This window comes from Duganella sp. 1224 (assembly GCF_013408245.1).
Taxonomy (GTDB): domain Bacteria; phylum Pseudomonadota; class Gammaproteobacteria; order Burkholderiales; family Burkholderiaceae_D; genus Rugamonas.
Genome location: NZ_JACBYS010000002.1, coordinates 665,060 through 679,969 on the forward strand (window position 1 = coordinate 665,060; position 14,910 = coordinate 679,969).

The window sequence follows — 14,910 nt, forward strand, 5'->3', positions numbered from 1 at the left end:
CCGTTGCGGCAAATACGATAAACTATCGGCTGTGCCGCCCGTCGGCCGTCGGCCCTCTCTCAGCAAAGCATCCCATTGAAAACCAAAACTCCAGTCCAGCCGCATTACTTCGTTCCGGAGCCGCTCGATAACGCGCGCCTGGCCCATCTGTGCGGCCCGCTCGACGAAAACCTGCGGCAGATTTCCGCCGCGCTGGACGTCACCATTTTCCGCCGCGGCGACCAGTTCATCGTCAGCGGCCACAACGCCGAACGCGCGGTCGAGATCCTTGACCACTTCTACGCCATCGCCAACAAGATCGTGCCGATCGAGGAGGTGCAACTGGCGCTGGTCGAACAGCGCGCCAGCATGCATGCCGGCAACACCGCCGCGCTGGCCCCCGAGGCGCAGGCCGCCGCCGGTGACGACGCGCCCGCCGCCCGTCCGGCCAGGCCGCGCAAGATCGAACCGGTGCCGGCCGTCGACATCGACATCAACAGCCCGGTGCTGAAGACGCGCCGCAGCGACCTGCGCGGCCGCACGCCGCACCAGATCCGCTACCTGCGCAACATCCTCGAGCACGACATCAGCTTCGGCGTCGGCCCGGCCGGCACCGGCAAGACCTACCTGGCCGTGGCCTGCGCGGTCGACGCGCTGGAGCGCGATGCCGTCAAGCGCATCATCCTGACCCGGCCCGCGGTGGAGGCCGGCGAGCGCCTCGGTTTCCTGCCAGGCGACCTGTCGCAAAAGGTCGATCCCTACCTGCGCCCGCTGTACGACGCGCTGTACGACCTGCTGGGCTTCGACCGCACGCAGAAGATGTTTGAAAAGCAGGTGATTGAAATCGCCCCGCTGGCCTATATGCGCGGCCGCACGCTGAACCACGCCTTCGTGATCCTGGACGAGGCGCAGAACACCACGGTCGAGCAGATGAAGATGTTCCTGACGCGCATCGGCTTCGGCAGCAAGGCGGTGGTGACCGGCGACGTCACCCAGGTCGACCTGCACAAGAGCCAGAAGAGCGGCCTGGTGGACGCCATCCAGGTGCTGAAGGAAGTGCGCGGCATCGCCTTCAGCCACTTCAACAGCGAGGACGTGGTGCGCCACCCGCTGGTGGCGCGCATCGTCGACGCCTACGAAACCGCCCACAACCACGAAGCGGAAATCGCTCCCCTCCTCAAAGCCACGGCTCTCAAAAATGTCCGCAAAAAATAAACTGACGCTGTCGGTGCAATACGCCGACCCGCGCCTGCAAGAAACCATCACCCGTCCGAAAATCCGCAAGTGGGTGCAAGCCGCGCTGTTTGCCCCGGCCGAGCTGACCATCCGCTTTGTCGACGCCGAAGAAGGCCAGGCGCTGAACCGCGAATACCGCGGCAAGGACTACGCCACCAACGTGCTGACCTTCGCCTACAACGAGGGCGAGGAGGAACTGCCGGACGACGCCCCGACCCAGGCCGACATCATCCTCTGCACCGACGTGCTGGAGCGGGAAGCGGCCGAGCAAAAGAAAACCGTGGAAGAGCACACCGCCCACCTGATCGTCCACGGCGTGCTGCACGCCCAGGGCTACGACCACCTGGACGATGACGAGGCCGCCGAGATGGAAGGCATCGAGACCGAGATCCTGGCCGCATTGGGGATGGCAGATCCTTACGCATAGTGGTACAGTGGGGCTGTCTTTTTGACAAAAACGGCCCCACCTCCCCATTTGGTGTATCCTATACCCCTTCGAAACAACGGCTCACGCCTGCTATGCAAGAGCACTCTAGTAGCGTCAAGACTGACGCTAAACCCCACAGGTCGCTGTTTGAACGGCTGACCGCCCTGATCTCCCCCGAGCCCGAGAACCGATCGGAGCTCCTCGAAGTTCTGCACGATGCCCACGAACGCAACCTGATCGACGCCGACGCCCTGTCGATGATCGAGGGCGTGTTCCAGGTGTCCGACCTGTCCGCCCGCGACATCATGATTCCGCGCTCGCAGATGGACGTCATCGATATCTCCAAGCCGATCGACGAGTGGATGCCGCTGGTGCTGGAAACCGCCCACTCGCGCTTCCCCGCCATCGAAGGCGAACGCGACAAGGTGGTCGGCATCCTGCTGGCCAAGGACCTGCTACGCTACTACGCCGAAGAGTCGTTCGACGTGCGCGACATGCTGCGCCCGGCCATCTTCATCCCCGAATCCAAGCGCCTGAACGTGCTGCTGCGCGACTTCCGCGCCAACCACAACCACATGGCCATCGTCGTCGACGAGTACTCCGGCGTGGCCGGCCTGATCACCATCGAGGATGTGCTGGAGCAGATCGTCGGCGACATCGAGGACGAGTACGATTTCGACGAGGAAGAGGACAACATCCTGTCGATCCGCGAGGGCCAGTTCGGCCCGCGCTGGCGCGTCAAGGCGCTGACCGAGATCGAACAGTTCAACGAAGAGCTGGACACCGCGCTGCCGGACGACGACGTCGACACCATCGGCGGCCTGGTGGCCAAGCACCTCGGCCGCATGCCGCACAAGGGCGACACCTTCGAGTTCCAGGGGCTGCGCTTTGAAGTGCTGCGCGCCGACGCCCGCCAGATCCACGTGCTGACGGTCGAGAAGCTGCCGCCGGCGCCTGCCCAAGACGACGACGCATAATGCGCTTTCGCCGCGCCAACCCCAACGACCCACCCAAGCCGCAACGCTCGACCCGAGGCCGGATGATCATCACCGGCATCGCCGGCGCGCTGTGCGTGTTCGCCTTCGCGCCGTTCGGCTGGTGGCCGCTGGAGATCCTCGGCCTGGCCACGCTGTTCTACCAGGTGCTGCGCAGCAGCGGCGTCAAGGCCGCCGCGCTGATCGGCTGGGCCTTCGTCACCGGCTGGACCGTGGCGGGCGTGCACTGGCTGTACGTGTCGATGCACACCTATGGCGCCATGCCGGCGCCGCTGGCGGCGCTGGCGGTGCTGCTGCTGGGCGCCGCCATGGGCCTGTACGGCGCCGCCGCCATGGCCGGCGCCGCCTGGCTGCGCCAGCGCTGGACGCTGCCGCTGCCGGCCGCCAACCTGCTGGTGTTCCCGGCCATGTGGTCGCTGTTCGAATGGCTGCGCGGCTGGCTGTTCACCGGCTTCCCGTGGCTGTCGTCCGGCTACGCCCACAACCACAGCCCGCTGGCCGGCTTTGCGCCCGTCATCGGCCAGTACGGCCTGGGCTGGCTGGCGGCGGTGATCGCCGGCGCGCTGCTGTTGCTGCTGCACCGCACGCGCCTGCGCGCGGCCGGCCTGATCGTCGCCATCTGCGTGGCCGGCGTGGCGCTCAGCTTCCTGCAGTGGACCTACCCAGAAGGCAAACCGATCTCGGTGCGCCTGTTGCAGGGCAATGTGCCGCAGGAAGAGAAATTCAACGGCGCCCGCATCGTCGCCATCATGCAGCAGTACCAGCAAGCCATCATGGCCGCCCCGGCCGACCTGATCGCCACGCCGGAGACGGCGATTGCCGCCCTGCCGCAGGCGCTGCCGCCGGATTACCTGTCCGGCATCGCCCAGTACCTGAACAAGACCAACAGCAACCTGATCCTCGGCATCTTCACCGCCGACAGCGAAACCGTCTACCACAACAGCGTGATCGGCATCCCGGCCAAGCTGGGCGGCAGCTACTACCGCTACGACAAGCACCACCTGGTGCCGTTTGGCGAGTTCGTGCCGTTCGGCTTCCACTGGTTCGTCAACCTGATGTCGATCCCGCTGGGCGACCAGACCAGCGGCGCGGACATCCAGCCGGCGTTCCCGATCAAGGACCAGCGCGTGCTGCCCAATATCTGCTACGAAGACTTGTTTGGCGAGGAAATCGCGGCCCAGCTGAACCATCCGGCACAGGACCAGAAGCCGGCGACCATCCTGCTCAACACCTCCAACCTGGCCTGGTTTGGCGACACCATCGCCATCCCGCAGCATTTGCAGATCTCGCAGATGCGCAGCCTGGAAACCGGCCGTCCGATGCTGCGGGCGACCAATACCGGGGCCACCGCCATCATCCACGGCGACGGCAAAGTGGAGCGGCAGCTGCCGGTCAACACGCTGGGCTCGCTGGATGCCCGCGTCCAGGGCATGGCGGGCAGCACGCCCTATATCATCTGGGGGAACAAGCTGTTCCTCGTGCTGGCGGTGCTGTCGCTGCTGGCGGCGTGGTTTTTGACGCGCCGCGCAAAAAATCAGCCAAAAGCCGCTTAACCCGCTAAAATCATCCCTTTAGCGAAACTGCAACCGCGCGCCCGCCGGCCCTTGCCCGGGCGCGCCACCGACGATACAAGATGCTGACATTTCAACAAATTATCCTGACCTTGCAAACCTACTGGGACAAGCAAGGCTGCGCCCTGCTCCAGCCATACGACATGGAAGTGGGCGCCGGCACCTTCCACACCGGCACTTTCCTGCGCGCGATCGGCCCCGAGCCGTGGCGCGCCGCCTACGTCCAGCCGTCGCGCCGCCCGAAAGACGGCCGCTATGGCGAGAACCCGAACCGCGGCCAGCACTACTACCAGTACCAGGTGGTGATGAAGCCGGCGCCGGAAAACATCCTCGACCTGTATCTGGGTTCGCTGGAGGCGCTGGGCCTGGACCTGAAGCAAAACGACGTGCGTTTCGTGGAAGACGACTGGGAATCGCCGACGCTGGGCGCCTGGGGCCTGGGTTGGGAAGTCTGGCTGAACGGCATGGAGGTGACGCAGTTCACCTACTTCCAGCAAGTGGGCGGCCTGGATTGCAAACCGGTGCTGGGCGAGATCACCTACGGCGTCGAGCGCCTGGCCATGTACCTGCAGGGCGTCGAGAATATGTATGACCTGGTGTGGACCACCTGGGAAGAGAATGGCGAAACGAAAACGCTGAAGTACGGCGACGTGTTCCATCAAAATGAAGTGGAGCAGTCGGCCTACAACTTCGAGCATTCGAACACCGAGCTGCTGTTCTCGCAGTTTAACAACCACGAATCGGAAGCCAAGCGCCTGATCGAAGCGCAGCTGACGCTGCCGGCCTATGAGCAGATCATGAAGGCCTCGCACAGCTTCAACCTGCTGGACGCGCGCGGCGCCATCTCGGTGACCGAACGCGCCGCCTACATCGGCCGCGTGCGCGCGCTGTCGCGCCTCGTCGCCCAGGCCTACTACGACTCGCGCGAGCGCCTCGGCTTCCCGATGGCCCCGAAGACTGCCGCCGTCGCCGCTGAATAAAACGATATAAACGATATGACTCAAACTCTGCTCATCGAACTGCTGACCGAAGAACTGCCGCCGAAGGCGCTCGCCAAACTGGGCAAGGCTTTCGCGGACGGCATCGTCAACGGCCTGAAATCGCGCGACTTCCTGGAAGCCGACAGCGTCGCCACCGCCTACGCCACGCCGCGCCGCCTGGCCGTGTCCATCACCAAGGTGCGCGCCGTGTCGCCGGACAAATCGATCCGCGAAAAAGTGCTGCCGGTCTCGGTGGCGCTGGACGCCAACGGCAACGGCACGCCGCCGCTGGCCAAGAAACTGGCCGCGCTGGGCTTCCCTGACCTGACCGTGGCCGACCTGGAACGCGCGCAGGACGGCAAGGCCGAAAGCTTCTTCTACACCTACACCGCTGCCGGCAGCGCGCTGCAAGGCGGCCTGCAAGCCGCACTGGAAGAATCGGTCGCCAAGCTGCCGATTCCAAAAGTGATGAGCTACCAGCGTCCGGACGGCGCCACCGTGCAGTTCGTGCGTCCCGCCCACGCGCTGGTCGCGCTGCATGGCGACACCGTGCTGCCACTGACGCTGCTGGGCCTGACCGGCGGCAACCTTACCGAAGGCCACCGCTTCCTGACCGCGCCGGGCAAGCGCGCCGTCACCATCGCCAACGCTGACGCCTACGCCGCCACGCTGAAGGCCGATGGCAAGGTGCTGGCCTCGGTCGAAGAGCGCAAGGAACAGATCCGTGCCGAGCTGCTGGCCAAGGCCGGCGCCGACCAGGTGCTGATGCCGGAATCGCTGCTGGACGAAGTGGCCGCGCTGGTCGAATGGCCGGTGGTCTACGAATGCAAGTTCGAGGAAGAATTCCTGGCCGTGCCGCAGGAATGCCTGATCCTGACCATGCAAACCAACCAGAAATACTTCGCGCTGACCGACACCAACGGCAAGCTGCGCTCGCGCTTCCTGATTGTCTCCAACATCGCCACCGACACGCCGGCCGCCATCATCGACGGCAACGAGCGCGTGGTGCGTCCGCGCCTGTCCGACGCCAAGTTCTTCTTCGAGCAGGACAAGAAGAAGACGCTGGAATCGCGCCTGCCGCTGCTGAAGAACGTCGTCTACCACAACAAGCTGGGCACCCAGGCCGAGCGCAGCGAACGCGTGACCGCGCTGGCCGGCGCCATCGCCGCCAAGCTGGGCGCCGCCGGTTTGCAAGCCGATGTCGCGCTGACCGAGCGCGCCGCCAAGCTGTCCAAGGCCGACCTGCTGACCGACATGGTGGGCGAATTCCCCGAGCTGCAAGGCATCATGGGCACCTACTATGCCCGCAACGACGGCGAACCGGAAGACGTGGCGCTGGCCGCATCGGAACACTACCAGCCGCGCTTCGCCGGCGACGCCCTGCCATCGACCGTGACCGGCACCGCCGTCGCCCTGGCCGACAAGCTGGAAACCCTGGTCGGCATCTGGGCCATCGGCCTGCAGCCGACCGGCGACAAGGACCCGTTCGCGCTGCGCCGCCACGCGCTGGGCGTGCTGCGCATGCTGATCGAAAAGCGCCTGTCGCTGTCGATCACCGGCCTGCTGGCCGACGCCGCGCAACAGTTCACCACCGTCGCCGGCTTCAAGGACCCGGGCGCCGACGTCGCGGCCTTCATGTTCGACCGCCTGCGCGGCATCCTGCGCGAGCGCGGCTTCTCGGTCAACGAGATCGAAGCCGTGGTGGCCCAGAACCCGGACCGCCTGGACGACATCGTGCAGCGCCTGGAAGCCGTGCAAGCCTTCGCCGCGCTGCCGGAATCGGCCTCGCTGGCCGCCGCCAACAAGCGCATCACCAACATCCTGAAGAAGAACGAGGAAGCGCTGGCCGCTGTTGGCGAACATGGCGTCAACGTCGCGCTGCTGAAGGACGCGGCGGAAGTCAACCTGAACGCCGCCGTGGTGCGCGTACTGCCAGCCATCGACGACGCCTTCAACAAGGGCGACTTCGCCGGTACGCTGAAAACGCTGGCGCAGCTGAAGGAGGAAGTCGACGCCTTCTTCAACGACGTCATGGTGATGGCCGAAGACGTCGCCCTGCGCAACAACCGTCTGGCGCTGCTGTCCTCCCTGCACGGGATGATGAACCGCGTGGCCGACATTTCCAAGCTGGCGGCCTAAATGGGAGCGCCGTCCATGAAACTGATCATTCTCGATCGCGACGGCGTTATCAACCACGATTCGCCGGACTTCATCAAATCGCCGGCGGAGTGGATCCCCATTCCCGGCTCGATGGAGGCGATCGCCCGCCTGAACCAGGCCGGCTACCGGGTGGTGGTGGCGTCGAACCAGTCGGGCATCGCCCGCGAGTTCTTCGACATGACCATCCTCAACGCCATCCACCAGAAGATGCACAACCTGGCGCAGCAAGTGGGCGCGGACATCGACGCGGTGTTCTTCTGCCCGCACGCGGCGGCCGACAACTGCGACTGCCGCAAGCCCAAGCCGGGCATGTTCACAGAAATCTCGCAGCGCTATAAAATCAGCCTGAAAGGCGTGCCGGTGGTCGGCGACTCGCTGCGCGACCTGCAGGCCGGCTATGTCAGCGGCTGCGTGCCGTACCTGGTCCTCACCGGCAAGGGAGAAAAGACCCAGGCCACCGGCGGTCTGCCGCCGGGCACCATGGTGTTCCCGGACCTGGCGGCCATGGTCACGCACCTGCTGAAAACCAGCACCCCGCCGGCGCTGCACGTCGTCAGCTAATCGTTTTTGGAGTCTGCCCTTGGGTCATCCCGTTCTGTTCCTGCGTTCCCTGATCTTCACCATCGTCATGGTGGTATCGACCATTCTCTGGTCCTGCGTGTGCTTCCTGGCGGCGCCGCTGCCGTATCGCCAGCGCTTCTTCATCACCTCGCGCTGGAACGTCTTCATCATCTGGTGCCTGCGCGTGATCTGCGGCATCCGCTACGAGATCCGCGGCCAGGAGAACCTGCCGGACGCCCAGGCCATCGTGCTGTCCAAGCACCAGTCGGCGTGGGAAACCATCTTCCTGCTGCCGAACATGCCGCGTCCCCTGGTGTTCGTGTTTAAAAAAGAGATCCTGTACATTCCCTTCTTCGGCTGGGCCATGGCGCTGCTGCGCATGATCCCGATCGACCGCAAGCAAGGCAAGAACGCCTTCAAGCACGTGGTCCGACACGGCAAGCGCCGGCTGGCGCAGGGCTTGTGGATCATCATGTTCCCGGAAGGGACGCGCATCCCGGTCGGCCAGACCGGCAAGTACAAGAGCGGCGGCACGCGCCTGGCCATCGACACCAATTCGGTGGTGGTGCCAATTGCCCACAACTCGGGCGAGTGCTGGCCAAAAAACTCTTTCATCAAACGGCCCGGCCTTGTTACAGTATCGATAGGTAAGCCAATCTCGCCGGAAGGCCACACGCCGGACAGCATGATGCAACAGGTGGAAAATTGGATAGAATCAGAAATGCGCGTCATTTCGCCCCACGCCTACAGCGCTGGTTAGACGATCTGGCGACCACGGTCAAACCGGCGTCGCCCGATCCGAATCAACCAGACCTGTTTGGACGGGAGGCCTCGCCGCCTCCCCGGCCGGTGTACACCACGCCGGTATGGTCGGTTCCACCGACACCCGCCGCATCGCAACAACCTCCTCCCGTATCGCCCTACGTCGCCCCGCCGGAAACCGCGGTGCCGGTGAAAACCCGGCCGCTGGTGGCGCCGCCGTCGGACCAGCCGCCGCGACGGCAGCTGCTGGTGGGCGACTTTGTGCTTGAATATGAGCTGCGCCGCTCGACGCGCCGCTCGATCGGCTTCATGATCGACGACGATGGCCTGCGCGTGACCGCGCCCAAGCGCGTCAGCATCGCCGAAATCGATGAAGCCATCCGCACCAAGCAGCACTGGATCCTCAGCAAACTGAAAGAACGGCGCGAACGCCGCGCGGCGCGGCTGCAAAAGCCGCCGGTGGAATGGATCGACGGCGCGCAGTTGCCGTATCTCGGCGCCGACATCACGCTGCGGCTGCTGGTGGGCGGGCGCAATCGCAGCATCTACAACCCCAACACGCGCGAGCTGTGGATGACGCTTCTCCCCGGCGCCAGCGAGACGCTGCTCAAGGAGCGGGTCAAGCAGTGGTATCAGCAGCAGGCCAAGGAGCTGTTCGCGCAGCGGCTGGATCTGTATGCCGGGCGGCTGGGCGTGCAGTATCACTCGTTCGGCCTGTCGTCGGCCGGCACGCGCTGGGGTTCCTGCACCGCCGACCGCAAGATCCGCCTGAACTGGAAGCTGATCCACTTCTCGCTGCCGCTGATCGACTACGTGGTGGCGCACGAACTGTCGCACATCCTGGAAATGAACCACAGCCAGCAATTCTGGGACACCGTCGGCCTGATCTACCCGGAATACGAAGACGCCAAGAACCTGCTGCGCAAGCGCTCGCAGGAACTGCCCGTCCTGTTCAACTAGCACGCGCGCTCATTCCTGATCGTAACGCGCGCGTCCCGTCTGGCGCACGTGACAAAATACGCCTCACATACACGCTGATCGAGGTCGCCATGAATCCAGGAGATGACGCACCAGCCGGCACGCCCGGCACCGGTGAGGATGTTTGCCCCGTTTGCCACGGGACTGGCCACTTGCTGGATGAGGATGACGCGGAATCCAGCACGCCCTGCCCCAATTGCGGCGGCACGGGCGTGGTTACGGAAGGGATAGGCGGCGGCTAGTGCCGCCCGCCGATCAGCGCCGGCAGCAGGGCCAGGGTGCGGCGCGTGGCGCCGCGGTGCTGGTTGGCGAAAGCCTGGGCGTTGCGGCCCATCTGGCTGCGGGCGGCGGTGTCGGTCAGCAGCGTGCCGGCGGTGGCGATCAGGTCGGCCGCGTCGGTGATGCGTTGGGCGCCGCCGGCGGCCAGCGCGTCTTCCGTCACCAGTTCGAAGTTGAAGGTGTGCTGGCCGATCAGGACCGGCTTGCCGAGTGCCGCCGGTTCGATCAGGTTCTGGCCGCCCAGCGGTTGCAGGCTGCCGCCGACGAAGGCCACGTCGCACGCCGAGTAGTAGGCGAACATCTCGCCCATCGAGTCGCCCAGCAGCACCTCCACGCTGTGCGGCATGGCGCCGCCGTCCAGCGCCAGGTGGCTGCGGCGCTCGACCGTCAGGCCGCGCGCGGCGACCATTTGCGCCACTTCGTCGAAGCGCTGCGGGTGACGCGGAACGATCAGCAGCAGCACCTCTGGCGGCAGCGCGGAGCGGGCGCTCACATACGCTTGCAGGATCAGGTCTTCCTCGCCTTCGCGGGTCGAGGCGCACAACAGCACCGGACGCTCGCCGATGGCGGCGCGCAGCGCGGTGCCGGTGGCCAGCGCGGCATCCGGCACCACCACGTCGAACTTGATGCTGCCGGTGATTTCCACCCGCTGCACGCCCAGCGAACGGATGCGCTGCGCGTCCGCTTCGGTTTGCGCGGCCACCAGCGTGATGCCGCGCGCGGCGTTGCTCATCAGCGAACCAAGGCGCGTGGCCTTGCGCAAGGAGCGCTCAGACAAGCGGGCGTTGGCCAGCAGCACCGGCACGCCCTTGGCGCCGCAGACGGCGATCAGGTTGGGCCACACTTCCGTCTCCATCAGGATGCAGACGCTCGGCCGGAAATGGCGGATGAAGCGCGACACCATGCTGCCGGTGTCGTACGGCAGATAGGATTGCACCAGGCGTGCGCCGTGTTTGGCGAACAGCGCCTTGCCGGTGGCGCGGCCGGTCGGCGTCATGTGCGTCAGGATGATGCGGCTGGAGGGATATTCGGCCAGCAAGGCGTCCACCAGCGGCTCGGCGGCGCGCGTTTCGCCGACGGAGACGGCGTGGACCCACAGCACCGGGCCGGTGGCCGGCGCGGCGCCATTGGCGCGGCCGTAGAAGCCGAGTCGCTCGCCCCAATGCTGGCGATAGCCGGGCTCCTTGCGTCCGCGCAGCCACAGGCGCGCCAGCACCAGCGGCAAGGCCAGCCACCACATCAGGGAATAAAACAAACGCATAGAAAATCAGCCCAGCAAACTCCGGGCCGCGGCCAGCACGTCCGCCACCGAAGGCGGCGTCCCTTGATCGCCCAGATTGATAATGCGCGGCGACCAGTTGCCCTCGGTCTTCCAACGCGGCGAATCCGCATAAATTTCCACCGTCGGCCGCACGAAGGCGGCGGCGATGTGCACCAGTCCCGTATCGACGCCCACCACCAGCGTCGCCCGCCGCGCCACCATGATGGCATCGGCCATCGACAGCTTGGGCAGCACGCGCGCGTTCGGCAGGCCGGCGGCGATCTGCTCGGCCTCGGCCTTCTCCTTCGGCGAGCCCCACGGCAGCAGCACCGGCAGCGGCGCCAGTTCGCGGCCCAGCGCGATCCAGTTTTCAATCGACCACTTCTTGGCGTCGCGCGCGGTGCCGTGGAAAAACACCGCGTAGGATGCCGGCATCCACTCCGGGCGCGGCGTATCGTCCGGCACCGACGGCAGGCCGAAATCGGCCGGCGTATCGACCGCGTAGCCCAGCGCCGCGCCGGCGACGATGCGGCCGCGCGCCACCGCGTGCGTGCGCGGATCGGTCGGAATGCTCAGATGATGGAAGATGCGCGAGATGCCCTCGTAGCCCGAGCCCTCGCTGCCATTGGCCAGGCCCACCTTGCGGCCGCCCTTGACCACGCGCGCGGCGCCCATGATGATGCCGGTCTTGAGCAAGCCCTGGGTGTCGAACACAAAATCGTATTCCTGCTGGCGCAGCGTGCGGAAAAAGGCCTTGATCTCGGCCCGCGTTTCCGGCTTGCCGAGGCTCTTGCGCCAGCGCCGCAGCGCGAACGGAATCACGTTGCGCACGCGCGGGTTCATCCGCACCAGGCTGACGAAGCCCTCCTCCACCACCCAGTCGATATGCGCGTCCGGGTAGTGGCGGGCGATGTCGGCCACCATCGGCATGTTGTGCAGCACGTCGCCCAGGGACGACACCCGCACCAGCAGGATATTCAGCGGCTTTTGCGTCGACATCACAAACTTAGAAAGGCAGCTCCGCGTCCGGCTTGGCGGCCAGGATCACATCGCGGAACTGGCCCTGGATGCGTTCCAGCGCGGCCGGCGTTTCCGCCTCGAAGCGCATCACGATCACCGGCGTGGTGTTGGACGAACGCGCCAGGCCGAAGCCGTCCTCGTACTCCACGCGCAGGCCGTCGATGGTGATGATCTGCTTATTGCCGGGGAACTTGGCGTCGGCGCGCAGCTTGTCCATCACGGCGAAGTTCTCGCCTTCCTTCAGGTGCAGGTGCAGTTCCGGCGTGCTGTCCGACTGCGGCAGCGAATTCAGCAGCGCCGACGGATCTTGTTCCTTGGTCAGGATTTCCAGCATGCGGGCACCGGCGTACAGGCCGTCGTCGAAGCCGTACCAGCGGTCCTTGAAGAAGATGTGGCCGCTCATCTCGCCGCCCAGCGGCGATCCGGTTTCCTTCAGCTTGGCCTTGACCAGCGAGTGGCCGGTCTTGTACATCAGCGGCTTGCCGCCGGCTTTTTCGATGTACGGCGCCAGGTGGCGGGTGCATTTGACGTCGTACAGGATTTCGGCGCCGGCATTACGCGACAGCACGTCAGCCGCGAACAGCATCATCTGGCGGTCCGGGTAGATGATCTGGCCATCCTTGGTGACCAGGCCCAGGCGGTCGCCGTCGCCGTCGAAGGCCAGGCCGATCTCGGCGTCGGTCTCCTGCAGGCAGCGGATCAGGTCCTGCAGGTTTTCAGGATGGGCCGGGTCCGGGTGGTGGTTGGGGAAATTGCCATCCACTTCGCAGAACAGCTCGATGACTTCGCAGCCCATGCCACGATACAGGTCGCCCGCGAACGCGCCGGCCACGCCGTTGCCGCAGTCCACCGCGATCTTGATCGGGCGGGCGATCTTGACGTCGCCGATGATGCGCTGCAGGTATTCATTGCGGATGTCGTAGGTGCTGTACGCACCCGGATTGGCCACCGCCGAACCATCGTGGGCGGCGATGCTGTCGTACAGGCCGGTGATCGCCTCGCCGTGGATGGCCTCGCCGGCCAGCACCATCTTGAAGCCGTTGTAGTCCGGCGGGTTGTGGCTGCCGGTCACCATGATGCCCGACGCCGCGCCCAGCACATTGGTGCCGAAGTAGACCATCGGCGTGGCCACCACGCCCAGGTCGATGACGTCGACGCCCGACGACTGCAGGCCCTCGGCCAGCGCCTTGGCCAGCGACGGGCCGGACAGGCGGCCGTCACGGCCGATCACCACTTTCTTCTCGCCCTTGGCCAGCGCGGCGCGGCCGAACGCGGCGCCGATCTGGTGCGCCACGCCGGCGTCCAGGGTTTTATCGATGATGCCGCGGATATCGTAAGCTTTGAAGATGGTTTTGGATAAGGAGACCATAGTGGGAATGAGCTTGATGCGCAACCGGGCACTGCGGGCCAACATGCAGGATCGATGCGCGGGATTAGTCGGATTGGGCTTGCCTGCGTTGCAGCAGACACAACTTTCATATAGTAATTGTGATAAGGACGGCGCGCAAGGGTTGCAATTGTGCGCAGCACAAAAATCAATGTTTCTTATGCCGTATCATCCAGCGCGGCGCCTTGAAGCGGACGATGCGCACGTAAATCCAGATATAGCTGCCGATAAACAGCAGGCAGGACACCATCAGCACCCAGGTCTGGCGCCAGAACACGGTGGCCGGGATCACCGCCATCAGCGAGAACAGCCACAGATACGGCGAGGTCAGCGAATTGCGGCGGATCAGCGCGCGCGCCTCCTTGCGGCCCACCGCCCACTGGACGATGCGGCGGAAGATCAGGCTGTGCAGGTGGATCCCATCCGGCATGGCCGGCGACTTGCCGCGCACAAACATGCGGCGGTAGACCGAGAACAGGGTTTCAAAAGTCGGATAAATCAGCAGCAGCGCGGCGTACCAGGTCGACACCTGCGGATTGCGCATCACCAGCAGCAGCGCCAGTTCACCCAGCATGAAGCCGATGAAATAGGCGCCGCCGTCGCCGAGGAAGATCAGGCCGACCGGGTAATTCCAGATCAGGAAACCGGCGGTGGCGCCGGCCACCATCAGCGCGGCGATCAGCACGAACATATCGTTGACCTGCAGCGCCACGTAGCCCAGCGACAGCAGCATGCAGATGGACACCACGCTGGCCAGGCCGTTAAAGCCGTCGATGATGTTGACCGCGTTGGCGATACCAGCCACCGCCAGCACCGTCAGCGGCAGCGTGACCCACATATACGGCAGCGCCCAGGCGGTAAACGGCAAGTCGAGGCGGTCGATGCGGGCGTCGAGCAGGAAATAGCCGAGGGCGGCGGCGGCCATGGTCAGCAGCAGGCGGCGCGCCGGGCTGACGCGGCCGGTATAGTCCTCGACGATACCGCCGGCAAACGCCACGGCGGCGCAGGCGATCAGCGCCAGCAGCAAATCGCTGAGCACCGGCACGCGCCAGATGGAAATAGCGGCGCTGAGCGCCACCGCCACGAAGATCGGCAGGCCGCCGATGCGGGCCACATGGTGGGCATGGACCTTCTGGACGCCGTCGAAATTGGCGTCCAGCGCCGGACCGTGCAATCTCGCCTCTTTAATGACCAGCAGGGTCAGCAGCGCGGAAGCGACAAAGCTCAGTAGGAAGGAAAACATATTCTTTTAATTTCTGCGTTGTATCGCAACACCAGGCATTATCAGCGTGCCAACAGCCGATTGTACAGGAT

Annotated in this window: 13 protein-coding genes; 9 read left to right on the top strand and 4 right to left on the bottom strand. The window is 65.2% G+C overall.

What is annotated here, in order from left to right:
* Positions 1-75: 75 nt before the first annotated feature.
* The 9 genes from FHW58_RS15005 to FHW58_RS15045 all read left to right on the top strand — a co-directional run bounded on the left by FHW58_RS15005 (position 76) and on the right by FHW58_RS15045 (position 9,631).
* Positions 76-1,194 (top strand): PhoH family protein, encoded by a 1,119-nt coding sequence (locus FHW58_RS15005; protein ID WP_179673930.1) that lies wholly within the window; start codon positions 76-78, stop codon positions 1,192-1,194.
* The gene (gene ybeY, locus FHW58_RS15010) at positions 1,178-1,642 is read left to right on the top strand and encodes an rRNA maturation RNase YbeY (protein ID WP_179673931.1); all 465 of its coding nucleotides are present in this window, start codon (positions 1,178-1,180) and stop codon (positions 1,640-1,642) included. The genes FHW58_RS15005 and ybeY overlap by 17 nt, the downstream gene beginning before the upstream one ends.
* Positions 1,643-1,734: 92 nt before the next feature.
* The gene (locus FHW58_RS15015) at positions 1,735-2,619 is read left to right on the top strand and encodes an HlyC/CorC family transporter (protein ID WP_179673932.1); all 885 of its coding nucleotides are present in this window, start codon (positions 1,735-1,737) and stop codon (positions 2,617-2,619) included.
* Positions 2,619-4,190 carry an apolipoprotein N-acyltransferase gene (gene lnt, locus FHW58_RS15020; RefSeq protein ID WP_179673933.1) on the top strand — a complete coding sequence of 524 codons (1,572 nt, stop codon included), beginning with the start codon at positions 2,619-2,621 and terminating at the stop codon, positions 4,188-4,190. The genes FHW58_RS15015 and lnt overlap by 1 nt, the downstream gene beginning before the upstream one ends.
* An 80-nt stretch (positions 4,191-4,270) precedes the next feature.
* Positions 4,271-5,188 (top strand): glycine--tRNA ligase subunit alpha, encoded by a 918-nt coding sequence (gene glyQ / locus FHW58_RS15025; protein ID WP_179673934.1) that lies wholly within the window; start codon positions 4,271-4,273, stop codon positions 5,186-5,188.
* Between the two features lie 15 nt (positions 5,189-5,203).
* On the top strand, positions 5,204-7,327 hold the full coding sequence (glyS, locus tag FHW58_RS15030) for a glycine--tRNA ligase subunit beta (protein ID WP_179673935.1): 2,124 nt from the start codon (positions 5,204-5,206) through the stop codon (positions 7,325-7,327).
* A 15-nt stretch (positions 7,328-7,342) separates the two neighbouring features.
* Positions 7,343-7,909 carry a D-glycero-beta-D-manno-heptose 1,7-bisphosphate 7-phosphatase gene (gene gmhB / locus FHW58_RS15035; RefSeq protein ID WP_179673936.1) on the top strand — a complete coding sequence of 189 codons (567 nt, stop codon included), beginning with the start codon at positions 7,343-7,345 and terminating at the stop codon, positions 7,907-7,909.
* Between the two features lie 67 nt (positions 7,910-7,976).
* Entirely contained in the window at positions 7,977-8,669 is a 693-nt protein-coding gene (locus FHW58_RS15040) for a lysophospholipid acyltransferase family protein (protein WP_373996688.1), read from the top strand.
* A 5-nt stretch (positions 8,670-8,674) separates the two neighbouring features.
* Complete coding sequence (locus FHW58_RS15045) at positions 8,675-9,631, top strand: YgjP-like metallopeptidase domain-containing protein (RefSeq protein WP_373996689.1); 957 nt, start codon at positions 8,675-8,677, stop codon at positions 9,629-9,631.
* Positions 9,632-9,887: 256 nt separating this feature from the next.
* Here FHW58_RS15045 and waaA read toward each other — a convergent pair whose 3' ends face one another.
* The 4 genes from waaA to FHW58_RS15065 all read right to left on the bottom strand — a co-directional run bounded on the left by waaA (position 9,888) and on the right by FHW58_RS15065 (position 14,839).
* Complete coding sequence (gene waaA, locus FHW58_RS15050) at positions 9,888-11,189, bottom strand: lipid IV(A) 3-deoxy-D-manno-octulosonic acid transferase (protein WP_179673938.1); 1,302 nt, start codon at positions 11,187-11,189, stop codon at positions 9,888-9,890.
* Positions 11,190-11,195: 6 nt separating this feature from the next.
* A complete protein-coding gene (waaC, locus tag FHW58_RS15055; RefSeq protein WP_179673939.1) occupies positions 11,196-12,188 on the bottom strand; it encodes a lipopolysaccharide heptosyltransferase I in 993 nt (330 codons plus the stop codon).
* 7 nt (positions 12,189-12,195) lie between these two features.
* On the bottom strand, positions 12,196-13,578 hold the full coding sequence (locus FHW58_RS15060; RefSeq protein ID WP_179673940.1) for a phosphomannomutase/phosphoglucomutase: 1,383 nt from the start codon (positions 13,576-13,578) through the stop codon (positions 12,196-12,198).
* 166 nt (positions 13,579-13,744) lie between these two features.
* Entirely contained in the window at positions 13,745-14,839 is a 1,095-nt protein-coding gene (locus FHW58_RS15065; protein WP_179673941.1) for a glycosyltransferase, read from the bottom strand.
* Positions 14,840-14,910 lie beyond the last annotated feature (71 nt).